Origin of the sequence: uncultured Shewanella sp. (assembly GCF_947491715.1) — a bacterium.
Taxonomy (GTDB): domain Bacteria; phylum Pseudomonadota; class Gammaproteobacteria; order Enterobacterales; family Shewanellaceae; genus Shewanella.
The window spans coordinates 36,479-62,593 of sequence record NZ_CANLKR010000017.1; the positions used below are offsets into that span (position 1 = coordinate 36,479).

Below are 26,115 nucleotides of genomic sequence, written 5' to 3' on the forward strand. Positions count from 1 at the left end.
GCTTCACGTAAATCGGTCAACTAAACTTAATAATTGATAATACACGTCCTTGATTGTTAATTCACGGCCACAATAGAGGTTACACCATGCTTACCATAAGATTATGTTGTTATTGTTTGCTTTCCTTACTCTTAATCAATATTGCACTAGCGCAACCTATTTCAAAAGAAACGTTACAAAAATCAGTGACCAACGCCTTGCCTAAACTCGAGAACACCTACTTACACTTTCATCAAAACCCTGAATTATCTCAACAAGAAAAACAGACATCAAAAATCATCGCCGATAAATTATCAGCACTGGGATTTAATGTGACTCAAAATGTAGGCGGATATGGCGTCGTCGCTTTATACAAAAATGGAGCTGGGCCGACGATTATGATCCGTTCCGATATGGATGCACTGCCTATTACTGAAGAAACAGGTAAAACGTACGCCTCAACGAAAACAGCACTCGATAAGCACAATAACCCAGTCGGGATCATGCATGCTTGCGGTCATGATATCCATATGACCGTATTATTAGGGGCAGCAGAACAACTTATCAAATTTAAAAATAACTGGGCAGGCACACTCATGTTAGTCGCTCAAGGCGCAGAAGAAATAGGAGCGGGTGCCAATGCCATGTTAAAAGAAGGATTGTTTGAAAAGTTTATGTTACCCAATGAGATTATAGCGTTACATGTGAGTGCCGATCTCGCAGCTGGCACTGTAGGGGTTATTGAAGGCCCCGCTATGGCCAGCGTTGATTCCATTGATATTACCGTTAAAGGTATAGGAGGTCACGGTGCTTATCCCCAAATGACCAAAGATCCCATCGTCCTTGCCTCTCGAATTGTGCTCGCATTGCAGACTATCGCCAGCCGAGAAATATCCCCATTAGAGCCCAATGTCATGACCGTAGGTGCTATCAACGGCGGTAGCAAATACAATGTCATTCCAGATGAAGTCACCTTACAATTAACATTACGGTCTTATGACCCAGAGGTTAAAAAACAACAAATTGCCGCCTTAAAGCGATTAGTTAAAGGCATCGCCCTCAGCGCAGGTCTACCTAATAACCTCATGCCAGACGTCATAGTGAATGGGACAGAAACATCGACGTCCCCAGTTTACAACGACCCCATTCTGAATAAAAAAGTCACTCAAGCCTTAGTCGAAGAATTGGGAGAAAACGATGTCAAAACTGTAGAGCCCGTTATGGCAGGAGAAGATTTTGGTTTGTATGGACTCACGCCGGATCAACGCCCAATTACCCTATTTTGGTTAGGGGCCGTGGATCCAATCAAGTACAAGAAAAATCAACAAAGTGATGAAAAATTACCTTCTCTGCATTCCTCACAATTTGCACCAGATTACCCCTTAACCATAGCAACAGGCGTAAAAGCAATGACAGCAACCGCAATCAGTTTGTTTACTCATTAATATTCAATAAAGAGCAATATCTAATCCGATAAACAGTCTTGTTGCCAGCAATTGTTAATGTGGGCGCCTTTTTTAAGGAGCTCACTTTGAATACTCTTATCTCCCACCAAGTGCCCCACGCCAACCACCACAAACAAATCATCTAGCTCTTGATTATTGAGTAATCGCTCAATGCCTAAGGCCATGGTTTGATTTCGTTGCCAGAGCAATCGCTCAATAAGAGAGTCCTCAATTTTTCTAACCTTTTCATTACCCTTTTGGATCGCCCCATCAATTTGTGCTCTATTCACTGACGTCATCAACTGACTCTCAATAAGCCTTACTAACTGTGATTGATTGCCTTCTCGCCATGCATCTACTAACTGTAACATGTCTTCATCACTGGTATTAATTGACTCTTGCAGCATTTCCGATTGAATGTCGGTCGAAAAAGAGGCTAGCAAAGCAAGCTGCTCTTCTGCTGATTCCAGTTCATACAAGGGCCGTTGGCCATTTTGCTTCATTAGAACCACATCTATTCCAAACTGACTCGTTAACCCCAAAGCACCATAGCGCATTAAACTAATTTGCAGCGCTTGTAACCAAGGAGAAAAAGAGGATATTTTCGCACAAAAATCCTCTCGATATTGACAATATTGGGTGAACAGCAATGCCGTTCTTTTATCCATTTTATATGGCATTCGTCCATATTTTTGCAACAATCTAACCATCTGCTCATTATCGGGCTTAGCCTCTATCACCAATCCTGAAGAACGAGAAAAAGCCCGTGTCACTCTTGCTGGTAAAGGATAAAAATCAGCTTGACCAATATGAATAGAACCAAAAAGATAAGCGGTTTTCCCTTTAATGTTTATTTTATATAATAGAGGTTTATCTTCTGCCAACACCAAACTCGGTAGGCTGAAAAAGCTTAGACAGAGTAAGACCCTATACATGAATCGAAATCGTTGGCTGATAGCCATTATTATTTTTCCTTATTATTATCCCAGCGATACATTATAATTCAGCAAAAATCATGATCAGAGGCTGCTATGCCACACACTAAAGTGCAAGCACAACTGCAAAGTAATCTTCAAACGGCTTATCGCCAAGCAATCGATGCCGATAAGAAACTAGATGAACTAAAAAAGTCAGGACATGCCAAATTTTCAGCTATTTTCAAAAAAGAGCAACAGTTCACCACCCAAAGCGATCGATTCAAGCCTTATGTGCAAGAACTCGCCACTGAAATGGAAGCGCTTCCAAAAGATAAAGAAGCCTTTACTCAAGCATTAAACCAATTATTACCTAAGCTTGCATTGCTTTTACAAACACTAGAAGCCTTTAAACAAAACGCAAAATAAGTGCTTTATACCCGTGATACTTGAAGATGCAGGATTCAGCTGGAATTAAAAGCCTTTTAGGCAAGGCTTTGAACAGCGTGCTTAGCCATTCTAAGCTGATGTTCTATAACGCAGTATAAAAGGCTTTTAAACCAGCCCTTTGGAAGTCTGTAAAATCACCTACATCGAAGTTGTATCACCTTAAAAGGCAATAAGCATTCTTGCAATAATACGCCTTGAATTAGGCACTTTTACAGGCTCTGAAAACATGCATCTTCAAGTATCACGGGTATTTATGCGCCATTAAAAATGGGTACTTAATGGCGCAAAATGGATTAATTGGCTGTGGGCAAATGGGGTTCAACTTTGTTTACCAGCCAAGATTTTAACATCGCATTTTCATAACTAAACGATTTCTCATTAGGTTTTTTTAACCCATTCATAAAATTCAAATCAGTCAATTTTTCATCCCCAACCATAATGACCTTATCGCCTTCTAATACACTGTAACTGAATGTAATTTTTGGCGGAAAAACAGGCTTAACCACTCTAATATCATTAGGTGTTGCACCAAATGTTGACTGAACATCCCCCGCTAAATCAAGATTGGTCACAATCAATTCTAATTTTAAATCGGGACGTAATGTTTGCTTAGCGACTTTAGCCAAGTTATCTGTCAGCGCTTTAAACACCCTTTGCTCATAAGCACCTTGTTTACCAGAAACTGATTTTATATCGGTATAATCTTGAGGGCTATCCCACTCAATGGTGACGTTCCCAGATTTTGTCACTTGATCAGGCCCAACGCCATCTATGGCCCAACTTGAAAGTGACAAGAACGAGAACAAAACTAGCCATAATCGATGCTGATATTTCATAAGATAACCTTTACCTATTAATTGAATAGTGATGTTTAGAGTTTAAAAACACTTATTAATTCAATTCTTCAAGCGAGATTAAAAAGGAAATGCTGCGCTTAACTGCGGATAATTAGATTTTAAGTGTTTCTTTTTATGAGAAAACTTTTTCCCATCAGGCTGACTTAGCCCTGATGGTATGAAAGGTAATTCATCATCATTTCGTTCCTCATAAAGTTGACCTGCAATTAAGTCATACTCATCTAAAAAGGGATAAGCATAACCATCTTTCATCGGCCATTGTTCGAGCAGTCCTAAATCATCGGCATTTTTCAACACTCTTTCATACCACTTCTTTCCCAAAGAAATAAGAAAACAGCGAAATTCTGAAAAAGCATACTCCGAATCACAGCCCGTAATAATATAAGCCGCTCCCCAGATAGTCCAAGTATAGCTTCGACGCATCTGTTGCCCAAAAAATTTATCAAATGCTTTTAGCTCAGGATCTGATAATAGGGATAGCTTTTTTTTCAATGCTTCAGCTAAATCTTCTTGTGTTTGACTGGCCGTCGTTCGAGTAACAAGCGTCCAAAAATCGGCTTCTATCATGGTGGTCTCTTATCGATGAATACTACACTATTTTATCTAACTCTCTACGTATTACGCAAAACAAATCATAAACCCAATTTTATTTTATAGATATTAACGACGCAATTTCTTACACTGTGTGTTTCCTTATCTCCTTTTTAATAATAAAAATAAACTCATGAATATTTCGTTGAAAATGCCGCCATTTCCTTTATTTCTGTTGATCATTGCCTATGTTTGCGTCACAATCTTCGCCATTATTAGAAGTATTAACATACACGCCATTGATCTTTTTACTTTAGGCGTTATCCCCGTCATCTTTGGATTAGTATTACGCACAAGTTGGGCCGGTATTGTTTTTAAGTTGTATCTTGTCATTCAAACACTCGGGTTCGTCGCCTTCGGTATCACAGCTTTGGTGGCTTACCAGATCACTCCTGAAGATGTCAAAGTCGTCTTAAATGACCGTCTCATTCCTATGCAATACTTAGTACCAACAATCATTTGTGCATTAATTTTTCAATATTGGGTCGCATTTTCCAGTCAAACACAGAATTACTTATCAGACAAAAAATCTTAAAAGAGTGAGAAATAATCAACAATGGGAGCAATGATGACAATATTGCCATCATTGATAAACTCACATTGACCCAATTTATCCATTTTCTCAGCCAATATTCCGATCCTTATGGTGCCATCTCTACCAAATGATGCTAACTTAAATAATGTACATCAAGCGGGGATCAATGCATTATGCGATAAACCCTTTGAAGCTAGGCTGGTTGAGCAAATTATCTATCCTTTACGTGAAGAAAATTAGCAAAATGTCGGTTTACCGCCTATTTTTAACTTTTATCGTTAATTCATCGAGTAAATTGCTTTTAATATGCCTAAGCTTATGGCATGTTACATAGTGCAATTATTAAATCTACGGAAAGAAGAGACAATTCAAATGAATAAAACTGAACTTGTTGCAAAAATGGCTGAGTCAGCGGATCTAACTAAGGCTGAAGCCGCGCGTGCACTTAAATCTTTCGAAGAAACTGTCGCAGAAGCGATGAAAAGCGGTGATAAAATTTCCATCGTTGGTTTTGGTTCTTTTGAAACTTCAAGCCGCGCAGCTCGTACAGGACGTAATCCACAAACGGGTAAAGAAATTCAAATCCCAGCGGCAATCGTTCCTAAGTTTAAGGCCGGAAAAACATTAAAAGACAGCGTTAATAGTTAAGGCTATCTTTTTAAATAAAAACCTCCAATCGCTTGGAGGTTTTTTTATGGCATAACCTTATCAAAATAAAAAGGTGCTCATTCACACCTTCATCCATTTGTATTGCTTATCTTATTTACTTAGTTCAACGCCATCATCCAACTCAACCACACCTTTACCATCAAAGTATTCACGGGTGAGTTTAAAAACAACGGGGCTGAGTAAAGTCAATGCAATTAAATTCGGCAGCGCCATCATAGCATTCAGTGTATCAGCCAATAACCAAACAAATTCAAGTGAGCTCACCGCCCCCAATGGCACAACCACAATCCATAAAATTCTAAAAGGTTTAACCGCTTTAATACCAAATAGATATTGCACGCAGCGCTCACAATAAAAGCTCCAACCTAAAATGGTCGTAAAAGCAAAGACACTTAATGCAATTGCAACCACATAATGCCCTACAGGTAAAGCAGAAGAAAAAGCTAAAGACGTTAACGAAGCACCAGTTTCACCCGATGTCCAGGCCCCAGACACCACAATCGCCAGTCCAGTAATCGTACACACAACTAAAGTATCTATGAAGGTCCCCAGCATAGCCACCAAGCCTTGCTTTACCGGGTTATTGGTTTTCGCCGCACCATGAGCAATGGGTGCACTGCCTAAGCCAGCCTCATTGGAAAAAACACCTCTTGCAACACCAAAACGAATAGCAGCCCAAACCGCAGCGCCAGCGAATCCACCTTGAGCGGCTACGGGACTAAAAGCACTTTGCACAATTAAATTGAACGCCGCTGGGATTTGAGCAAAATTCATCATTAACACGGCTAATCCAGCACCAATATAAAAAATGGTCATTAAGGGCACAAGCTTTCCAGCCACTTCAGCAATACGTTTAATGCCGCCAATCAGTACCGCACCGACCAATAACATTAATACCAATCCAGTCACCCAGCTTGGGATCCCAAAATTAGTCGTTAGTGCATCAGCCACGGAGTTTGCTTGAACCGTATTACCAATCCCAAAGCCGGCAACAGAACCAAATAAGGCAAAAGCTGTACCTAGCCAAGCCCACTTTTTCCCCAATCCATTCTTAATATAATACATAGGGCCGCCCACACTGCGCCCCTCGCCGTCCACTTCCCGGTATTTAACAGCTAATACGGCCTCAGCAAACTTAGTCGCCATTCCCACAAGTGCTGTACACCACATCCAAAAGAGGGCTCCAGGACCACCAATAAAAATAGCTGTTGCGACTCCAGCAATATTACCTGTCCCTATGGTTGCGGACAAAGATGTCATTAGTGCATTAAACGGGCTTATTTCGCCTTTAACATTGGCATCTTTACTTAATGTACGTCCTGACCAGAGTAATTTAAAACCTGTTCCTAACTTCAATACAGGCATTAAACGCAGCCCCAAAGATAAAAATAATCCAACGCCTAAGATCATAATAAGCATGGGAGTTCCCCATACCACTGCGTTAATCGCACTGATAAATTCACTCAATGTTTCCATTGTAACCCCTCAATTTGTTGTTATATTCATTTTTATTATTTCCCTAGAAAATAAAAGCTAGCATCTTTGCATTTTCAGGGGACATACCACTTTCTTATTCCATACAGATTACATGGAAAAAAAACAAATTGAAAAAGCAAAACACGCTAATCGACCATTAATGGGTTGTTTTTTAACTTATCGAGACACACTTTTTGTTGTTGAATACTCAACTCGAGGAAGAAAAATGGATAAAATAACCGTCAAGCCCAAGAAAATCACCGCCATATAAAGGCATGCTTGCAAACCTGAACTCAGATAAAGCCAGCCCGATAACAAGGTACCAGAAAGCCGCCCTAGTGCATTCGCCATATAATAAAAACCAATATCAAGTGAAGCCCCATCCTCTTTTGCATAATTCACAATTAAATAACTATGAAGTGAAGAGTTAACAGCAAAGATAGCACCAAAAATGATCAATCCGATAATAAGTAGCCATTGACTCGTAAAAATAGGCCATTGCATGGCAACAGCAATGATCCCCATACACATCAACAGCGCCACTCCCCATAACAATGCTGTCCGTCCATCTGGTCCCATCTTGTTGCGTCCCGTGACTTTAGGCGCCTGAGACTGCACTAAACCATAAGCAATGATCCAAACCGCTAAAAAGCTGCCCACATCCACTTGCGCCCAACCTAATTGACTCGACAAATAAACGGGTAATGCCACCACAAACCACACATCTCGAGAAGCAAATAAGCATAAACGCGCCATAGACAATAAATTAACCGCGCGACTCGTTGAAAAAATGTCATAAAATTTAGGCTTATTTTTAGTCTTACCAAATTCCTCCTTGAGTAGCAAAATACTCAACAACCAAATCAAGCTTAAGCCCACCGCCATTAAGGTGATCGTTAAGGTAAAACCAACTAAAGAAAGTAACAGCCCGCCGAGAAAAAAGCCCGTCCCTTTAAGGGCGTTTTTTGAGCCCGTTAACCATGCCACCCACTGATAAAGCCGACTATTTTGATTATTAGGCACTAAGCTCTTAATCGCACTTTTTGCGCTCATTTTATTTAAGTCTTTCGCTATCCCCGATAAGGCTTGAGCCGCCATCACCCAAGGTACAATGAGCCACTCGGGTGGTACAAGTAACATCGACAAGGCGGCAACTTGCAGTCCTAAACCTATATTCATGGTGCGATTTAATCCAACACGCGCTCCAAACCAGCCTCCCATTAAATTCGTGATCACACCAAAGAATTCATAAAATAAGAATAAGCTGGCAATCGCCAGCGCATCATACCCGAGTTGGTAAAAATGCAGCACCACCAGCATTCTCAAGGCACCATCGGTTAGAGTAAAACACCAATAGTTACCTGTGATCAATAAATATTGTCTCACCGATAAAGGTAAACCTCGAATATGAGCTAACAATGATCTAATCGTCCAATCATGCGAACCAATTCAATCGTACGATTGATATAACCCCATTCATTGTCATACCACACATAAAGTTTTAGTTGAGTCCCATTCACCACCATAGTCGAAGGAGCATCAATGATACAAGAACGTGGATCCGTTTTATAATCGATTGACACTAAGGGCTTCTCTTCAAACCCTAAAATACCATTGAGCTCATTCTCTGCAGCCTCTTTCAGCAGAGTGTTAACATCATCCTCAGTTGTTCCTCGCTCCAGCTCAAACACACAATCGGTTAACGATGCATTGGCCAAAGGCACTCGAACCGCATGGCCATTTAGCTTACCTTTTAATTCGGGAAAAATATGGGTAATAGCAGTGGCACTGCCTGTTGTGGTGGGAATAAGGCTTTGTCCACAGGCTCTAGCACGACGCAGATCCTTATGAGGGGCATCGAGAATCGTCTGGGTATTGGTAATATCATGGATAGTCGTCATTGAGCCATGTTTTATTCCTAAGCTTTCATGGATCACTTTGACGACGGGCGCAAGACAGTTAGTAGTGCACGATGCGGCCGTCACCACCCGGTGAGCATCAGGATCGTATAACGATTCATTCACTCCCATCACAATGTTTAATACACCCTCTTCTTTTACTGGAGCCGTAACAACAACACGCTTCACCCCCTGCGCTAAATAAGCTTGTAATAGCGCCTTGGTTTTCATTTTACCGGATGCTTCTATCACTAAGTCACATGCTGACCAGTCTGTTTCAGCAATATGTTGATGGTGGCTCACTTTTAATTGTGCATTGCCTATTTGAATTCCGTTATCAAATCCTTCAGCTTGATGCTGCCAAACACCATGGATAGAATCAAAATTCAATAAATGGGCTAATGTCTGCGCATCACCCGCCGGATCATTGATTTGTACAAATTCAAACTCAGGCCAATCCCACCCCGCTCTCAAAGCCAAACGCCCCATGCGACCAAAACCATTAATACCTATTTTTATTGCCATGATATATTCACTCTTCCTATTTAGAGGCGTTAACAACACTCATTTTGGCGCTCAGGACGGCTGCCCATTTGAGTCAGCCGATGCATATTTTCTGTCTGTTGAGGGGATTGCTCTACACTGATCGCTGTGATCAAATGACTTGCCCATACGGGTAATTCTGGATTGATCTGATAAAAAACCCATTGACCTTGGCGTCTATCCAATAACACACCTTGATGACGTAATAAGGCTAAATGACGAGAAATTTTTGGCTGACTCAACATTAAGGCCGCCATCAACTCGCACACACACAATTCATGTTCACTGGCGATCATCATGATGATTTGTAAACGTGTTTCATCACTTAACGCCTTGAAAAAAGACACTGGAGACACTTTAAGCCCTATTTATTTTAAATGGAAAAATTTCACTATAAGCAGTATATAATACATATATACGGATATCCATATATCCATAAAATAGGTGATATCTGGTTTGATCTCGAAACAATCAAATTACGCTTTATCCATCACTTTATCAACAATATAGCGAGCGATGGGTAAAGCGGATGTGGCCGCTGGAGAAGGAGCATTACACACATGAAAAGTATATTGACTGGATTGAAAATGAAAATCAGACAATAACTCACCTTTTATTGATACCGCTTGCGCGCGAATACCACAAGGATAGGGCTGTAAATCTTGTAACTCAATGCTTGGACAATATTGATTCACCCGCTGTAAATAGCCGCGTATTGACATCGAGTTCTTTATCTCACTGAATACCGATCGCCAATATTTCGCAATAACTCGCCAAAAGCCTGCATAACTGAATACCTCGATACTGTCTTTAAACGCCCAATCCCATTTTTTATAGCCCTCACGCTTCAAGCTCAACACCGCATTAGGTCCTACAGTCACAGTACCATCGATCATTTTCGTTAAATGAACCCCTAAAAATGGCATTTTTGGATCGGGAACCGGATAAATTAAATGTTCCACCACCTGATCATGTTTTTGATCTAAGAGGAAGTATTCACCTTTAAAAGGCAAAATACGAAAATCGGCTTCTATACCACACTGGCTCACTAATCTATCTGCCATCAACCCGGCACAAGCGATCAATTGTTTCGCTTCAATTTTCCCTTGTTGGCATTGTACTTGTACACCTTTACTCTCTTGAATGGCCACAATCTTTGCTTCAAAACGTATTTCTCCACCACAAGATACAAATTCTTGGGCCATGACTTGCACTATGCGCTGATAATTCACAATCGCAGAGTCTGCGACCCATAATGCAGCCAGCCCTGTGACGTTAGGCTCTTTTTGTTTAAGGGCATTGGCATCGAGTTTAACCGCCTCAATGCCGTTCGCGTGACACCGCTCCATAAGGATATCAAGTTGAGCAAGTTCTTCGGCGTGCGTCGCCACAATTAACTTGCCACATTCTTCAAAAGGTATTCCATGTTGACGACAAAATGCTTTCGTCTCTCGGTTGCCTTGCGTACAAAACTGAGCCTTTAGGCTCCCTGGAGCATAGTAAACTCCTGCATGGATCACCCCTGAATTACGTCCCGTTTGATGTAATGCCACAGCCCGCTCTTTTTCTAAGACGACAATACTCGCATGGGGTTGACGCTTTTGTAATTCGCACGCCGTCGCCATCCCGACAATCCCCGCACCAATCACCACATAATCATACTGTCCATGTGTTGCTTTTACATCAACCTCTGAATGAACTGAAGGCATACTGAACCCCTTTATAATCGAACCAACTTAGATCTTGCAATATTAATCGCTATCTTATCTCCATAATGAACATTCTCAAGCTTAGCGGTTAGCACTTCTATCACTGTGCTTTGTTGAAAGTGGCCCAATTTTGTTTCTGGATGCGGTAAATAAATATACCCAAGTTGCCATACATGCCCATTGAAAACAGAGCACTTAAAAAAAGAAAATGACTCTGCGGGGAACTGTTCAGCCCATTTGATTTTATCAAATTGAAAATCAGGCGACGACAATGTAAATTCATAACCAAGATCAATATTTAACGTCCCTGAATAACAAAATGATAAATCTAATCCAGCCTTCAAAAAATAAGGTGTTTGCATCGCAATCGTTCCTTTAGAAAAAGGACTGTCTTTTGCTATTCCAGAAGCAACCTGATGTCCTGATACTAAATTACCTTCAATTTTTTTCATCTTAATCATGTTGATTAGCCCTAACTATCATGCCGATAAGTAACAATGTCAATTTCATACAATACTGTATAGCGTGTTTTATGAGATAACCTGAACTCAGGTTAGATACTCCATCATCAGTACTCAATAATGAAGGTAAAGATAAATGAAAACGATAGGGTTATTAGGGGGTATGAGCTGGGAGTCCACCCTAAGTTATTATCAAGGACTCAACCAAGAAATTAAAGCATCACTGGGTGGATTAAATTCAGCCAAGGTCTGCTTATACAGCATCAACTTCGATGAAATAGAAAAACATCAACGTTTAGGTCAGTGGGATGAAGCGGCCAAAATACTGAGCAAAGCCGCACAGAATATTGAAGCCGGTGGTGCCGATTTTTTACTGATCTGCACTAACACTATGCATAAGGTGGCACCTCAAATTGAAACCGCTATCAATATTCCCCTATTACACATAGCCGATGCGACCGCTCAGCAGCTCGCCCAAGATGGCATGGAAAAAGTTGGGTTACTGGGAACAAAATTCACCATGGAACAAGACTTTTATAAGAGGAGGATCACAGATAAATTTGGCATCGAAATCATCACCCCGAATCAAGATGAAAGGCAAGCGATACATGATATTATTTATCAAGAATTATGTTTAGGCGTCATATCGAACTCATCCCGAACACGCTACTTAGAAATCATTAATAAACTTCACCAGCAAGGAGCACAAGCCGTGATCCTCGGCTGTACTGAAATCGGGCTACTCGTGAACAAAAGTGATACCAACGTACCATTATATGACACCACTGAGCTGCATATGCAGGCGGCTATCGATATTGCTCTATCCAATTCAGAAGAAATCATGCTCTGCAATGATAGCGATTAACTCGCTATCTGATACAGCACCACATCACAATCTCCAAGAGGATCGTGATGTAAATAAGTCTTCACATAACGCATACCCAGCTTCTTCATTATATTGATAGAAGCATCATTAACTTCATTCGCGATGGCGCTAAAGGTCAAATTGGGGGTTTGTATGAGCAAAGCATTCATTATATGCTTAGCGGCTTCACTGGCGTAGCCTTTTCCCCAAGACGATTGGAAAAAGCGCCAACCTAATTCTAAGTTACGCCATTGAGGCTCTAAAGTCGTCGAAAAGAAATCCATCGGCCTCACGATAATCCACCCGATATCTTTCTGAGTTTCTATGACAGTGACTTTCCACATCCCCCAACCTTTATCAGTATTTTTATAGCAATGCATTCGAGGTAACATGATACTATGAATATCTTCGCGGGATGTTTTATTACCACCATTAATATAACGCATCACTTCAGGATCTTGATCGAGCTGATATAAAAATTCAGCATCAGAATCTTCCATTAAACGATAACTTAAACGTGTAGATTGAGTGATGTGCATTAGACTTCCTTTTCTTATTGAAGATAAAAACATATTATTGATAAATATGTCATTATTCAATTAAAAGTCGTCAAAAAAAGAATAAAGAAAAAAGCAAATTATTGAATGCTTATATTCGTGTTGATGAAAGCCGTTTAATTAGTACTAAAACAGGCAAGTTGTAATGATTTGGGAGAATAGCTTCTGGCCGTGACTTTATAAAAGCCGCATTGCTTACCATAAAAGTTAACATGCCGAAAACCTGTTTCTTTTGATTCTAACAAGCCAAACTGATTATATTTGGCTTTAATATCAATTTCAAATTCACCGAGTTTTTCGTTAGTATTGGCACAATAAGCCTCAAAAAAAGCAGTGCTGATCCTCTCTTTTTTAGCGTTATCCCGTTTATGCTTTGGCAAAAACCAGTTAATGGCTAATGCATTACCAGCCTCGAGTGATATGGGTAAATCATCATACCAATCAATACCATAGGTAAGACCTTTCTTTACTTTTTCATTATTAAGATTAACCTGTTCAACACTTGAGGGCACCTCAAGGGTACCTTTATAACTCATTTCTATAGCCGCAGAGGCATTGCAACCATTATTTAACGTATAAACTTCAATTGAACTGGCTTGAACAGGTTCTGTTGTGAGTGACAGACCAAACAAAGCACTTAAAATGTAAGATATTTTCATGGCTGCACACAATGTTAATGATAAGAATTGATTGCATATTACTTATACAAGATCCTCTGTACAATCATACTTATGGATGAGAAACGAACAATAACCAAAGAGATCTTCACTCAAAACACATCTATACGCTTCAAGTAAAATGACAATATAAAAATATAACAAATTGAAATTAAATAATTTTAAATCATTTATTCGTTTTAAATAAATATTTCAATTTTAAACTTAACCTCCAATTTACTCCATTTGTAAATTTGTCACACTTAAAAAGAATAATTTATAACCAAAAGAAATAAAAATTATTAATAACAATCATATAAGTCATAAAAAATCACTACAATGACAAAGTCCTCTCTGGCAGCGGCAAAGAGGACTAAAGGTTCAAAGTGATTATTGACAGATTTTAGCTTGTGTATACCAAGCCCCTATTTGACAGCTGCTTCCCTCTGCACAATGCTCATCAATTTCACAGTAACACTCTCCTCTTGCATTACACCCAGGTGTGAGATAGTTTTCTAGTCCATCATCACCTTTGGCACGTTCCCAAAAAGGATTAGTAAATACATTATGTGGATCCATTTGCTGTTTAAAGGCTAAAAAGTCATCCCACTTATCAAATTTTTCAGGCATGTTTTCAAAAATCGCCACTGAGTTTTTCCCCCAATGCGGCCTGCCGCCATATTTTCGAATAGACATTTGCTCAATCTCAAGATTCACAAAATAATTTTTAGGCACGGCGTTACCTTCTTGCCTTAACGTATATTCAATGCCGAGATAAGCCGTATCACGTCCTGCACTCATACCTAAGTAACTCGATGATGCTTTACCAAAACGAAAATAAATGCCATTAAGGGGAAAACAGGTTTTGTCATGAGACGCAAGTACCTCTCGAACATCACGGATCCAATTAGGTAACTCTTCTAATGGAATCGCGATCTCTTGCAAAGCAATAGGCAACTTATCCCATACGCAAGCATCGGTTTCTTTACACTCAAAATACTGCATTTGATCTGACTCTCCCACAGGATTGGCCAACACATTGCCAGACGTTATATCCCTAAAATACGACTCATCTCGGGCACCATAACGAATTTTGGCCGCAAGGCACTGTAACCCCGAACCGGGCACTTCATGCAGGGCATCAAACAGCAAACCAAAAAAGTACTCTTGTATATCAGAAACATCTGCTTGAGCATTATAAGCATTACCCGGCGTGTCTAACGGCACTTCATTGTATAAGGTCGTGGCATATCGACCAATGCCAGGAAACCAAGCAATGTTGGCTGAATAATTATTGCGAGCAATGTCTAAAATAATGTCTTCTAAGCCATCATCACTCATGTAACCTTGTACATCTGCCGACACTTTAAAGCCTGATTCAAGCTGAATGGTCGCCTCAACCACCACCCCGAGTACACCAAGATTCACTCTCGCAGCATTCAAGGCTTCGCCAGTCAATGTTCTCACTTCTCCCAATCCATCAACAATTTTCATTTCAGTAATATAATCAGCCAGCATATTACTTTTTTTCGTTAACGTTGACCCATGAGTCCCACTGCCCAACATCCCTCCTATGGTAAAAATACCGAGCTCTGTCACCATATTAACGCTAAGCTCTTGACTACGAAGAAAGTCGTTCAAGTCATTAAAACGCATTCCGCCTTGCACTGTGATTGTCTGACTACTGGCATCAAATGACACAATATTATTCATCTTCTCTAATGTGATCTGTACCTGCCCTTCACCTGCACAAGCCGCATCAATTTGACTGGCAAACTTACGATTACCCGTCATGACTTTTTTTCCCTCATTTAACGCATTGATAACCACTTGCTGCACTTCTTCCACCGAATGGGGTGCATGAATTACTGCAGGACGGCATTCATAGGTATTTTGATAATTAGACAGTGTTTCAGTTGGATTTTCTGTAGAATACAAACCAAAAGACAGGCCAATAACACTGGCCATACCTAAGATCCCCAACACACTTTTTTTCAACTTCATATTCATCTCCCTTGATCTGAGTTTTTATGGTGTTCACTCTATTTTTAATCTGTCTATTAAGTAAATTTAGGTAAAATATAAGTCGTCAATATTTCTTGCACTTCACTCGAATGGCAGGGCATTTTATCTAAAAAATGTTGACTTAAATTTGATTTATATGCCGTCACGGGACGTGGACCAATACTCGGAACCCAAAGGGCATGATTGGTAGTTGCAAAGCTTAAACCTTGACTCCCTAAAATACACACTGGACCTTGACTTAAATTTTGAGCATCAAAAATCCACAACTCTTTGCCATTCGTTTCTGCTTGTGTAGGATGTTTACGAACCACAAAGGTCAATACATAACCTTCATCTTGCCGACTGGAGCCAATAGCCGACATAAATTGTGGCGTTCGCATTACGCAATCTTCAGGAAATTGATAACTATCACTGATCGTCATACTGTGACAGTCCATATGGATTAATGCTGACGGAATCGCCTCTTGAGGTAAGCTGTCATTGGTATAATATCGCTGAGGGTAATCTTCATAAGCTTTCGCCACTCTTTTCACCAAATGCTCAGGACGATAACCTATGGCGGACCAATAAATATGTTCAAACGTATCTGGAAATTGAAAATGGCCTCGATAAGCTGGATCGTTCATGTCCCAACAAAGGTGCTCATCACGTATCACAGCAAAGTCCGGTTTAATTTCGGTAGCACTTAACGTATTCACTTGAATACGTGCACGTACTAGCCCTCCGACATCCATGGGGGCGGCTGGATAGCCCGCAATGCTGTCATCCACTCTTCCACCAAAATACAACTGTTCCCAGTCAAATTGCGGCTCAGATTTATCCATGGCTCCTAAATATTGACCATATAAGGTCACCACATTGCCATCATCATTGTAATTACACATGATATCCGACGTGTCAAAATCAAGCTCGAGGTAATCAGCTAGGACATCCGCTTGACCAGCCATTAAATCGGCTTTTCGAATAATCCATACGGGCGTACGATGCTTTTGAGCCGTCACGCTACGAATACCTAAAATACGTGAATTTTCAACTCTTGCAGCAGTTTCAAAAATCAAAATATACTGCCGAGTCACACTTAATGAATGTGATGTTGCTGAAATATAGGCATTGTCTCCATTTCTAAGCTTAACTTGCCACGATTCAAATGGACCCACCTCATCCCAACGGATCAGCTGAATAAAACCATTTCTTGTTCCTGTATCACCCGTATTTCCCCCATAATTGATGGTAAAACACTCTTGAGTATTAAGATCAAAATAAGGATGCCCCGTTGTGCGGATCTGCGGAAATAACCACTTATTTGGTGCTAATACATCAGCAAAAGGCGGTAAACTCGTTCTCCACTCAGATAACTCACCAATAGGCGTCACAAGCTCCAATGTTGTAGCATCAAATTCAAAGGGCACTCCTCCTTCATAACTCAATGCAAATCGGTTATTCCCCATGTAATTAGGCGCTGTGTTACAATAATTCATGAAGCCCAAATTCATGCTAAAATAGACGGTCCCTCCTAATAAGGAAAACTTATCAAATAACCCGGTAACATGCTGCTGCATTATGGCGGATGGGGTGTTAATCATTTTTCGAGTAAAAGACACAGAAGAATTATTGCCTGCAGGAAAATCAATGCGTGTTAATGCTCCTCTTCCATTAGGCGTTAATTGATCCACTTCTAATGGGATCCCTTCACACATGAAAATATGCCCGTAAATATCACTGGGCAATTGACCAAATAAAATATTCAACTCCCCTGATTGCGCAGATAAACTGGCATTCATAATAGAAGTGGGAAAAGTTGAACTATCCATTGGTTTTATTTCACTGGAAAAACCAATAGTCGGTAAAGCTGAAAGTGCACAAGCACTTTTAATAAAGTCTCTTCGATTCATTTTCTTTTACCTAAATGAAATGTTGGTATAAAAGAGTTCGCCAGACTTCTTTAGCGCTCACTAATGCACGACTTTAAACTTAAGAAAAAGAAAAAACAATCAACAGTTACAATCTATAAACTTAGGGAAATGAAGTGTAAAGTCAAAACAACAAAAACACAAACAACTGAATGAAAAGAAAAAAACAACAAACAGTTCCATTAATAAAAGTTGACATTATTATGTCAAAAAAAGCATCAACATATAAAAACAAAAACTATAAGCCTATAATAATAATAGATAATTAAATCTGTGATTTTACATTATTAAAGATGAGAAAATAATCCAAATAAAATAGAAACAAAAAAGGGCCGCCTAATAATAGCGGCCCCACTTAAGTCTAGATAATAAATACTTTTACCATATGAATAAGAAAATAGTCTTACTTTAATTCCCAGCCACTTTCATGTCACTTAATAATATACCGCCAGTTCTAATGGATGAACGCAAATCTTGATCTTTCGCCACACCCACCATATTTTTATACATATCTTTTAGATTACCAGCGATAGTAATTTCTTCAACAGGATATAAAATCACTCCATTTTCTACATAAAAACCTGCAGCACCACGAGAGTAGTCGCCTGTGACTCCATTCACCCCTTGGCCCATCACTTCAGTAATCAACAAGCCCGTATTCATTTCTTTAATTAACTCAGCAAAAGTTTGCCCCGTATGAGATAAGGTCCAATTATAAATACCGCCAGCGTGCCCCGTATTCTTCATCCCTAATTTTCGAGCTGAATAACTGGTGAGCAAATAACTGGCTAATCGACCATTATCGATAATATGGCGATCAATAGTTGCCACACCTTCTGAATCAAAATTGGCACTCGCCAGTCCACCTTGTAAATGAGGCTGCTCAGTAATACTGAACCAATCTGGAAAAATATCCGTGTCTAGCGCATCTTGTAAAAAACTTGAATTTCGGTACAAGCTTCCACCGCTGATTGCGCTGACTAAATGCCCTATTAGCCCCGTTGAAATTTCTGGGCTAAATAAAATCGGCAACGCTGTTGTCGCAATTTTTCGAGCATGAAGACGATCGACGGTTTTTTGCGCCGCTTTTTGGCCTATGACTTCGGGGGAGACTAAATCATGTAATTGCCTTGCAACAGTATAATCATAATCTCGTTGCATTTTACCTTCAGCTTCAGCAATGGCAACACAACTTAAACTATAACGAGAACTTGCTTCACCCTGTAAAAATCCATGGCTATTGCCATACACTTTAAAACCAGTATGCGCATTGACATTTGCGCCATCTGACGTTTTTACTTGCTCATCAGCATCCAAAGCCGCCGTTTCAGCGCGGACCGCTAACTCAGTCAAAGCTTCCGGGCTGATCTCTTCTGGATAATATAATTGCAGATCATGGAACTCTGTTGCCATTCTGTCTTTATCAGCCAAACCGCTAAAACTGTCTTCTGAAGTAAAACGCGCAATGCCATCAGCCGCTTTAACTGCTTCTTTAATCGCTTCAGGACTCAAATCAGAGGTAGATGAACTGCCTTTACAGCCGCCTCGATACAAGGTGATCCCTAAGGCACCATCTTTATTAAACTCAACAGTTTCCACTTCTTTTAACCGAGTCGAAACCGATAAACCTTGTTGCTTACTGATCGCCACTTCAGCGGCGCTCGTTCCTAAACTGGCGGCAAATTCAAGCGCCATAGCAACGGCATTTTTCAGGGGGGCTAATTCAATATCAATGCTAGATGAAGACACAAACGTACTCTATAAGTTAGCGGGAATACCTTTAGCATAACAAACCCCATTCATTAATCCCATTTTCATTTTTTATGCTATCCCTATGTAACTGGTTTGAACAAGGGAAAAATGCTAGAATAAAGGCAGATTTAGCTAGAGATTTTTATATATGAACATTGTTGGTGACTCAGAACACTTTAAACAACCTTATGATCAAAATGACGATTATGTCAGCCGTGCTGAAACCAAGCGCGAAATAACGATTTATCAAGATCTTGGCAAGCGCCTTGTCTCATTGAGCAAAAGCCAACTTGAGAAACTAGACCTCGATGAACTGCTATTCGACAACGTACTCAAAGCAAAAACCATTAAAATCAATACTGAAGCTCATCGCCGTCAGTTACAGTTTATTGGTAAAATCATGCGCAACGAAGATATTGAGGCACTGCAAATCGCGCTAAAAAATGTGCTCAATCAAAATCACAACGAGAGCGCTAAAACAAACGTTGCCGATAAAACCCGTAACCAATTATTGGCTGAAGGTGACATCGCTATTCAATCATTACTTGAACTGCACCCACAACTTGAGAGACAAAAACTCAGGCAGCTGGTTCGTCAAACCCATAAAGAGCTTGCCAAAAACCCTGATGTCAATGAGTCAAAAACGGCAAAAGAGTTTAGCCTTTATCTTAGAAATGAAATAAATAGCTAATATTGCCGAACAGTTTATATACCCAAGTCACTTACAAAATTATACTTTGAAGTGACTTGGGTATATAGGCGCCCTTCCAAACGCTTAGACATCTTGTAAAAGCCAATCATGGCAATGGATCCATGCTACCCTTTGCTTTAATTAATCGCTTACAGGGATAGTCGCGCCATGTCAAAATCAGCCATGGATTTACGGTTTAATCGTCTTTACGCCAGCAGTAAACAACTTAAACAAAAAACGAAGCAGCGTATTCCGAAATTTGCCTATGATTATTTAATCGAAGGTTGTATGGATGATATTGGCCTGCAGCGTAATCGACAAGTCATGCACAGCCTTCACTTTGAACCTGCTTATATCACTCCAAGTCGTACACCTCATCAAACAGTTAATACCCAAGTCTCATTATTTGGCCATACCTACAGTGCCCCTTTGGGAATTGCGCCTATAGGGTTACAGGGGCTAATGTGGCCAAATGCCCCCATTATTCTTGCTAAAGCGGCTTTTGAACATAACATACCGTATATTTTAAGTACGGTTTCATCTGAGTCACTAGAACGTATTGCCGAGGTCAGCCAAGGTCACGCTTGGTATCAATTATATAATCCCACTGAGCCCAGTATTCGTGACGATATTATAAATAGGCTTAAGGTCATGCAATATAAAACCTTAGTCATTACCATCGATGTGCCCACTTTTGGCTTTCGGCCAAGAGATTTTCACAATGGTCTTGCGATGCCACCCAAACTCACCCTGAAAAATATTTATCAAGCGGCCATCAAGCCCACGTGGAGCATCAGCACTCTCAAACAAGGTATTCCCCAATTTAAAAACTTAACACCTTATATGGCTGCAGGCAGTCAAAAACAAGAACTCACAGAACTCATGAATACGGCGACTATGGGCGGACTTGATTTTGATAGTCTGAAAGCCATTCGAGATAACTGGCCTGGCAATCTAATCATCAAGGGCATAATGAGTGAACATGATTTACAGCAAGCCATTAAATTAGGTAGTGATGGGGTCATCTTCTCCAATCATGGTGCCAGACAGCTAGATTTCGGCGAGTCACCTTTACTGCCACTCATACAATTACAAAAGCGTTACCAAGACAAGACCACCATTATGATGGACAGCGGTTTACGCTCCGGCTCCGATATTGCAGGCTGTTTGGCATTAGGGGCACAATTTACTTTTCTTGGTAGGCTGTTTATGTACAGTGTTTGTGCTCTGGGCAATGAGGGCGGCCAGCACGCCATTGCCATGCTCAAAGCGCAGCTCACACAAGTGATGCAGCAAGTGGGCGCGAATAATATTGATGAATTAACGGGTAGAGCCTACTTAGGTTGATTCTACATAAAAACTGGCATTGACTAATTTAATCAATGCCAATTAAAAAGAACACATATTCATCTAACTCAAACATCCTATTTGCATATTAGTATTCAGAACCTCCAATATAAGTCCTAATAATATTTTCGAAATCCTTTTTTAATACTATAAGCCTCGTTGATTCAACGTTATTTTTATTGATGTAAGAAATATTGCTCACTGTTTGCATCATATCGGTATCATTGGGTTCTTGCCATAATTCAGGAACGTACTCAGTTCTTATGACTAATTCACTTTCAACCTCTCTATAAGCATCGCTCACGAAATTTTGATTAAGCTTCATTGATAAATGGCTAACATAAACGACATTTAATGACCATGTTTTGTTTGTCGTATAGTCCATATCTGTATAGATAAGCTTACCCAAAGTGTCACTATTTCCTGAACTTTCATCAACCTGACTCACTCTGTCTGCAATAATATGCGGTATGCGTCCGTTAATATTATCCAGCTCAATCGTATTGTCTTGATAATCGACGTCATTGTCCTCTTCTCTGATATGTCCTATCTTTAATTTAAAGGTAGAATCATTTTCTTTACTATTAGTCCCCACAGAGACAACATGAGCATCTGAAACAAAGCGGGTATTCACATTGTAAGTATTGCCAAAGCCCACCTTACTTCTGTCTGACCACGTAACAATAGGCTGGTTATTAGCATCTCGGCTAATGTCACCTAACATCACTCGTGTATAGCCATTGGTGCGATACGTTAACACCGCATGCCGACCCGAAGTCGGAGAAATTGTGACACTTGGATATTTTTTCTCTTTATTTTCACTCTTATCAAGCTCAGTGTAAACGCCACTCCACGTGACATTACCCGTTACAGTATCAAACAATCCTGTTTGAACATATAAGTTCGGATTATTTTCATTACCAGTACCCACTAATATCACCGTGTGTTTACCATCAACACCGTTAGGCGCGATAGCCACCGATAATGCCTGTAAACTTTTTTGACTGCCTGACATTAACTTTTCAGGCCCCCAAACAGTGGTATAGAGATTGTCAGTCTCACTCAGATTAGTATCTTGATTGCTATCACCTTCGTCATTATCGCTATTGGGATGGCTAATGCTATTCCAAGTTTTCACTCGGTAATACACTAAATTTTGATCATCTTTCAAATAAGCAACTACCCCGCCTCCTATTTCACCTTCATTAACAAAGTCCGCCGCAAAATTTTGAGTTCGCTGGTTTTTATTCGGTAAAGAAAATGAGGTCGATTCTAAAGCTCTACTCCACTCAATATCTCCTCGTTCACCAATAAAAAAAGTAATCGCCGCTTCAGCCCCTGTTTTTCCCGATGTACGATTAGATACTCTTAAATCAGGTAGTAACATTTTTATCTTAGCGCTTGGTGTCATACCTTTTATAGCAAAGCTTCCACCGCCACCACCTGCCTCTCCGTTCGATGTTCCCCCCTGCCCTCCTCCAAATCCGCCACCACCATTTCCGTAGGAGCCAACCCCTCCTTTGCCTGCTGTATAACCATTCACAAAAGAGAATCGATAATCCGTAACGGATTCACCATCACTACCAGTATAGCTATATTTACTATTATCCCAATCAGTGCCCCCTCCTTTACCTCCAAACCCAGAATAGCCTGCATCGTCTTCAGGCTTATCTCCACTATCGTCTTCCTTGATTCCATAATCGAGTCTATAATTTTCAGCCCCGGATTCGGCCTTCGATCCTCCACCTCCTTTACCTCCATCTCCACGGCCTCTATTCCCTCTAGCATAAACTCCTTTAATTATATCGGCATTGGTGTCAAGAGCAATCGCATGCTTACTACCACAAAAAGACACATTATTTTGATCTAATATATAACGACAAACTTGCCCACCATCCCCTCCATCTTTATTTGAAGAGAAAGCTGCATCAGCCGCACCTCCCCCACCTCCAGCAATTAATAATAACGAGTCTTTATCTGGTGCACTTCCCATAGTAGCTGGATCATCGAGTAACCAAAACATAGTCGAAGATGCACCTTGCTTATTACTCCCAGTTCTTCCCCATAACATATTCACTTTTTGGTCGAGCCCTTTAGACCATCCGTCTCGGTATTCATATTGACCTAATGTTGCCAAAGTCGTAAAGAATTCACTATAACCACGCTTCCCTCCGTTACCCCCCCCCTGATTACCGCCTTTCGCTCCCCAAGCTTGCCAATAAGACAGCGTGTCTTCCGTTATTGCTTCACCTTCATCATCATTTCGATCCTCATTAGCATATTCGATAATTTGTTTAAGAGTTAATTGATTTGGACGATCATCACTACTTGCCCCAAAGTGGCAAGTCACATATTCTAATCCAGCAGTATTATAAGTAGAACATGACATAAGACTCGCTGAAGCAATAGAAGGCAGAAAAGCCCCCATACTCATAATCAACGTACTTAAAGAGAATATATGTTTTTTCAAAACGATTAACCTCTGTGTTAATTGAAATAATCTTGTATAACGTCATAACACGGTGAAAAACAATTACCGAGTAATAAACGTAAGGCGAAGAATAATATATAATCGTCAACAAGATTAATATCAGTTCACATAATATATTAAGGAAGTATTCAGTTTAGATTACTTACTCAATCACAATTAATTGTAAAAAAAACAAAATAAAATAAACAATGAATGTAACAAAACATAAATATTTAAATTGATGTTAATACTCCTTATGAAAATGAACTTTTTATTAAATTAATAGCGATTAAAATAGAAATATCTAGTTACATTCATTTACTGTTAGACATAATTAAAGTGGACTTTTACTTGAACTAGACTCAAACATTGTTCAAGGATTGAGGTTGTTTATTAGAAAATTTAAAAAATCATCAAGCCATAAATATCAATTTATTTTTCATTAAACATTCTCAAACTTAATTGATCTTAATCAAAGAAACCGTCATTGCATTTTAATAAGCACCAGAAGCATTTGATTCAATCCTCAAACGTAAAGTAGGATCTCGCGGATTGACGGTGAATTACTATAGTTTGCTTTTTACCATTCCTTTTTGTTGAGGTCATTATGTCTACACCTGAGTTATTATCGCCTGCTGGCACCTTAAAGAATATGCGTTATGCCTTTGCCTATGGCGCCGATGCGGTCTATGCCGGACAACCTCGATATAGCTTAAGAGTACGAAATAATGACTTTAGCTTAGAAAACTTGAAAGTAGGCATTCAAGAAGCCCATTCATTAAATAAGAAACTCTATGTGGTCAGTAATGTTGCCCCCCATAATGGAAAACTGAAAACCTATATTAAAGATATGCAGCCAGTCATTGCAATGCAGCCTGATGCGCTGATTATGTCTGATCCAGGGCTTATTATGATGGTGAGAGAGGCTTTTCCAGAGCAAGAGATCCATTTATCAGTGCAAGCCAATGCCGTTAATTGGGCGTCAGTTAAATTCTGGCAGCAACAAGGTATTAAGCGCGTTATTTTATCCCGTGAATTATCCCTTGATGAAATTGAAGAAATTCGCCAACGTTGCCCCGATATTGAACTTGAAGTCTTTGTTCATGGCGCGTTATGTATGGCCTACTCTGGTCGCTGCTTATTATCAGGCTATATTAATAAACGCGATCCGAATCAAGGCACTTGCACGAACGCTTGCCGCTGGAAATATGATGTTCACAGCGCTCAAGAAACCAACAATGGTGATATTGTCGCAATCAAACCAGACGTTCAGCTCCACTCCCCTGACTTAAATGAAACTCAAGATATAACAGCGCCCACTAATGATATTATCTTATTGCAAGAAGCGAGTCGCCCAGGCGAATATATGCCTGCATTTGAAGATGAGCACGGTACTTATATTATGAACTCAAAAGATCTCCGAGCCATTCAACACGTAGAAAGACTCACAAAAATGGGCATAGATTCACTAAAAATAGAGGGGCGAACCAAGTCGTTTTATTATGTGGCTCGCACCGCGCAGCTCTATCGCCAAGCCATTGAAGATGCCAGCGCTGGTAAAGATTTTAATCGCAGCTTAATGCATAACTTAGATGGCTTAGCCCATCGCGGCTATACTGAAGGTTTTTTACGTCGACATACTCATGATGAATACCAAAACTATGATTATGGCTACTCAATCAGCGATACCCAGCAATTTATCGGTGAGTTTACAGGAAAGTATAATGAATTTGGCATGGCAGAGATCGATGTAAAAAATAAATTTTCAGTGGGTGACAGTGTTGAAATCATGACACCTCAAGGTAACCTTACCTTGACGATTGAAACACTGTTAAATCGAAAAAATGAAACGGTCACCTTCGGCTTAGGCTCTGGTCACTTTGTGTTTTTAAACGTACCCGCTGATATGAATATTCACAAAGCCATATTACTTCGCAACTTACCCCAAGAACACGATACTCGGCAACCTCACCCACAAGGCAAGAAAATGCACACTGTGAGCGCTTAATCATGGCGTTACTCATTAATGATAAATGTATTAATTGTGATATGTGTGAGCCTGAGTGTCCCAATCAAGCTATCACATTAGGCGAGTCAATTTTTGAAATTGACCCCATATTATGCACTGAATGCGTGGGGCATTATGATAAGCCGACCTGTAAATCAGTGTGCCCTATTACCTGTATTGACCCGGATCCCGCTCATCAAGAAACCCGTGATGCACTGCTAATAAAATATCACATGATCACCAATCCCCATTAAAAGACAATATGACTAAGCGACCAAAAGAAGAGCGATATTCTGGCCGCTTGGAG

Annotated in this window: 25 protein-coding genes; 10 read left to right on the forward strand and 15 right to left on the reverse strand. The window is 40.1% G+C overall.

Annotated features, from left to right (window positions below):
• Positions 1-86: 86 nt before the first annotated feature.
• Positions 87-1,424 carry a M20 family metallopeptidase gene (locus Q0779_RS12745; protein WP_298773079.1) on the forward strand — a complete coding sequence of 446 codons (1,338 nt, stop codon included), beginning with the start codon at positions 87-89 and terminating at the stop codon, positions 1,422-1,424.
• A gap of 20 nt (positions 1,425-1,444) precedes the next feature.
• Here the strand turns inward: Q0779_RS12745 and Q0779_RS12750 are convergent, their stop codons facing one another.
• Entirely contained in the window at positions 1,445-2,386 is a 942-nt protein-coding gene (locus tag Q0779_RS12750; RefSeq protein ID WP_298773081.1) for a TraB/GumN family protein, read from the reverse strand.
• A gap of 69 nt (positions 2,387-2,455) precedes the next feature.
• Between Q0779_RS12750 and Q0779_RS12755 the strand changes: the two genes are divergently transcribed.
• Positions 2,456-2,767 (forward strand): prephenate dehydrogenase, encoded by a 312-nt coding sequence (locus Q0779_RS12755; RefSeq protein ID WP_298773083.1) that lies wholly within the window; start codon positions 2,456-2,458, stop codon positions 2,765-2,767.
• A 314-nt stretch (positions 2,768-3,081) separates the two neighbouring features.
• Here the strand turns inward: Q0779_RS12755 and Q0779_RS12760 are convergent, their stop codons facing one another.
• Positions 3,082-3,624: a DUF3016 domain-containing protein gene (locus tag Q0779_RS12760; protein ID WP_298773085.1), complete on the reverse strand. Its 543-nt coding sequence runs from the start codon at positions 3,622-3,624 to the stop codon at positions 3,082-3,084.
• 78 nt (positions 3,625-3,702) lie between these two features.
• Positions 3,703-4,212 (reverse strand): DUF4240 domain-containing protein, encoded by a 510-nt coding sequence (locus Q0779_RS12765; RefSeq protein WP_298773086.1) that lies wholly within the window; start codon positions 4,210-4,212, stop codon positions 3,703-3,705.
• Positions 4,213-4,369: 157 nt separating this feature from the next.
• On the opposite strand from Q0779_RS12765, the gene Q0779_RS12770 reads away from it, so the two are divergent.
• The 3 genes from Q0779_RS12770 (at position 4,370) to Q0779_RS12780 (ending at position 5,419) form a co-directional block, all read left to right on the forward strand.
• Positions 4,370-4,771: a hypothetical protein gene (locus Q0779_RS12770; RefSeq protein ID WP_298773088.1), complete on the forward strand. Its 402-nt coding sequence runs from the start codon at positions 4,370-4,372 to the stop codon at positions 4,769-4,771.
• A 108-nt stretch (positions 4,772-4,879) separates the two neighbouring features.
• Positions 4,880-5,011, forward strand: a complete 132-nt coding sequence (locus Q0779_RS12775; RefSeq protein ID WP_298773089.1) for a hypothetical protein — start codon at positions 4,880-4,882, stop codon at positions 5,009-5,011.
• A 132-nt stretch (positions 5,012-5,143) separates the two neighbouring features.
• Positions 5,144-5,419, forward strand: a complete 276-nt coding sequence (locus tag Q0779_RS12780; protein WP_248940100.1) for an HU family DNA-binding protein — start codon at positions 5,144-5,146, stop codon at positions 5,417-5,419.
• 111 nt (positions 5,420-5,530) lie between these two features.
• On the opposite strand, the gene Q0779_RS12785 is transcribed toward Q0779_RS12780, so the two are convergent.
• The 6 genes from Q0779_RS12785 to Q0779_RS12810 form a co-directional block, all read right to left on the reverse strand.
• On the reverse strand, positions 5,531-6,916 hold the full coding sequence (locus Q0779_RS12785; protein WP_298773092.1) for a sodium:alanine symporter family protein: 1,386 nt from the start codon (positions 6,914-6,916) through the stop codon (positions 5,531-5,533).
• 177 nt (positions 6,917-7,093) lie between these two features.
• Positions 7,094-8,335 (reverse strand): organoarsenical effux MFS transporter ArsJ, encoded by a 1,242-nt coding sequence (gene arsJ, locus Q0779_RS12790; RefSeq protein ID WP_298773093.1) that lies wholly within the window; start codon positions 8,333-8,335, stop codon positions 7,094-7,096.
• A complete protein-coding gene (locus tag Q0779_RS12795) occupies positions 8,329-9,339 on the reverse strand; it encodes an ArsJ-associated glyceraldehyde-3-phosphate dehydrogenase (RefSeq protein ID WP_298773094.1) in 1,011 nt (336 codons plus the stop codon). Before Q0779_RS12795 ends, arsJ begins: the two co-directional genes overlap by 7 nt.
• Before the next feature lie 29 nt (positions 9,340-9,368).
• The gene (locus Q0779_RS12800) at positions 9,369-9,713 is read right to left on the reverse strand and encodes a metalloregulator ArsR/SmtB family transcription factor (RefSeq protein ID WP_298773095.1); all 345 of its coding nucleotides are present in this window, start codon (positions 9,711-9,713) and stop codon (positions 9,369-9,371) included.
• Positions 9,714-9,833: 120 nt separating this feature from the next.
• Positions 9,834-11,066, reverse strand: coding sequence for an L-2-hydroxyglutarate oxidase (gene lhgO, locus Q0779_RS12805; RefSeq protein WP_298773096.1), 1,233 nt, complete (start codon positions 11,064-11,066; stop codon positions 9,834-9,836).
• Positions 11,067-11,077: 11 nt separating this feature from the next.
• On the reverse strand, positions 11,078-11,527 hold the full coding sequence (locus Q0779_RS12810) for a hypothetical protein (protein WP_298773098.1): 450 nt from the start codon (positions 11,525-11,527) through the stop codon (positions 11,078-11,080).
• A 136-nt stretch (positions 11,528-11,663) separates the two neighbouring features.
• Between Q0779_RS12810 and Q0779_RS12815 the strand changes: the two genes are divergently transcribed.
• Positions 11,664-12,392 carry an aspartate/glutamate racemase family protein gene (locus tag Q0779_RS12815; protein ID WP_298773099.1) on the forward strand — a complete coding sequence of 243 codons (729 nt, stop codon included), beginning with the start codon at positions 11,664-11,666 and terminating at the stop codon, positions 12,390-12,392.
• Here Q0779_RS12815 and Q0779_RS12820 read toward each other — a convergent pair.
• The 5 genes from Q0779_RS12820 to pmbA form a co-directional block, all read right to left on the reverse strand.
• Positions 12,389-12,931 (reverse strand): GNAT family N-acetyltransferase, encoded by a 543-nt coding sequence (locus Q0779_RS12820; protein WP_298773100.1) that lies wholly within the window; start codon positions 12,929-12,931, stop codon positions 12,389-12,391. The two genes, Q0779_RS12815 and Q0779_RS12820, sit on opposite strands and share 4 nt — an antisense overlap.
• A 134-nt stretch (positions 12,932-13,065) precedes the next feature.
• The gene (locus tag Q0779_RS12825; RefSeq protein WP_298773101.1) at positions 13,066-13,608 is read right to left on the reverse strand and encodes a hypothetical protein; all 543 of its coding nucleotides are present in this window, start codon (positions 13,606-13,608) and stop codon (positions 13,066-13,068) included.
• Positions 13,609-13,995: 387 nt separating this feature from the next.
• Entirely contained in the window at positions 13,996-15,609 is a 1,614-nt protein-coding gene (locus tag Q0779_RS12830; RefSeq protein ID WP_298773102.1) for a D-arabinono-1,4-lactone oxidase, read from the reverse strand.
• Between the two features lie 56 nt (positions 15,610-15,665).
• Positions 15,666-17,522, reverse strand: a complete 1,857-nt coding sequence (locus tag Q0779_RS12835) for a carotenoid oxygenase family protein (protein WP_298773105.1) — start codon at positions 17,520-17,522, stop codon at positions 15,666-15,668.
• Between the two features lie 426 nt (positions 17,523-17,948).
• Positions 17,949-19,289 (reverse strand): metalloprotease PmbA, encoded by a 1,341-nt coding sequence (gene pmbA, locus Q0779_RS12840; RefSeq protein WP_298773107.1) that lies wholly within the window; start codon positions 19,287-19,289, stop codon positions 17,949-17,951.
• Positions 19,290-19,440: 151 nt separating this feature from the next.
• Between pmbA and yjgA the strand changes: the two genes are divergently transcribed.
• Positions 19,441-19,983 carry a ribosome biogenesis factor YjgA gene (gene yjgA / locus Q0779_RS12845; RefSeq protein ID WP_298773108.1) on the forward strand — a complete coding sequence of 181 codons (543 nt, stop codon included), beginning with the start codon at positions 19,441-19,443 and terminating at the stop codon, positions 19,981-19,983.
• Positions 19,984-20,151: 168 nt separating this feature from the next.
• Positions 20,152-21,330, forward strand: a complete 1,179-nt coding sequence (locus Q0779_RS12850) for an alpha-hydroxy acid oxidase (protein ID WP_298773109.1) — start codon at positions 20,152-20,154, stop codon at positions 21,328-21,330.
• A gap of 88 nt (positions 21,331-21,418) precedes the next feature.
• Here the strand turns inward: Q0779_RS12850 and Q0779_RS12855 are convergent, their stop codons facing one another.
• Positions 21,419-23,800 (reverse strand): hypothetical protein, encoded by a 2,382-nt coding sequence (locus Q0779_RS12855; protein WP_298773110.1) that lies wholly within the window; start codon positions 23,798-23,800, stop codon positions 21,419-21,421.
• Positions 23,801-24,407: 607 nt separating this feature from the next.
• Here Q0779_RS12855 and yegQ point away from each other — a divergent pair.
• Entirely contained in the window at positions 24,408-25,808 is a 1,401-nt protein-coding gene (gene yegQ, locus Q0779_RS12860; protein ID WP_298773111.1) for a tRNA 5-hydroxyuridine modification protein YegQ, read from the forward strand.
• Positions 25,809-25,810: 2 nt separating this feature from the next.
• On the forward strand, positions 25,811-26,062 hold the full coding sequence (locus Q0779_RS12865) for a YfhL family 4Fe-4S dicluster ferredoxin (protein WP_298773113.1): 252 nt from the start codon (positions 25,811-25,813) through the stop codon (positions 26,060-26,062).
• Positions 26,063-26,115: the final 53 nt, after the last annotated feature.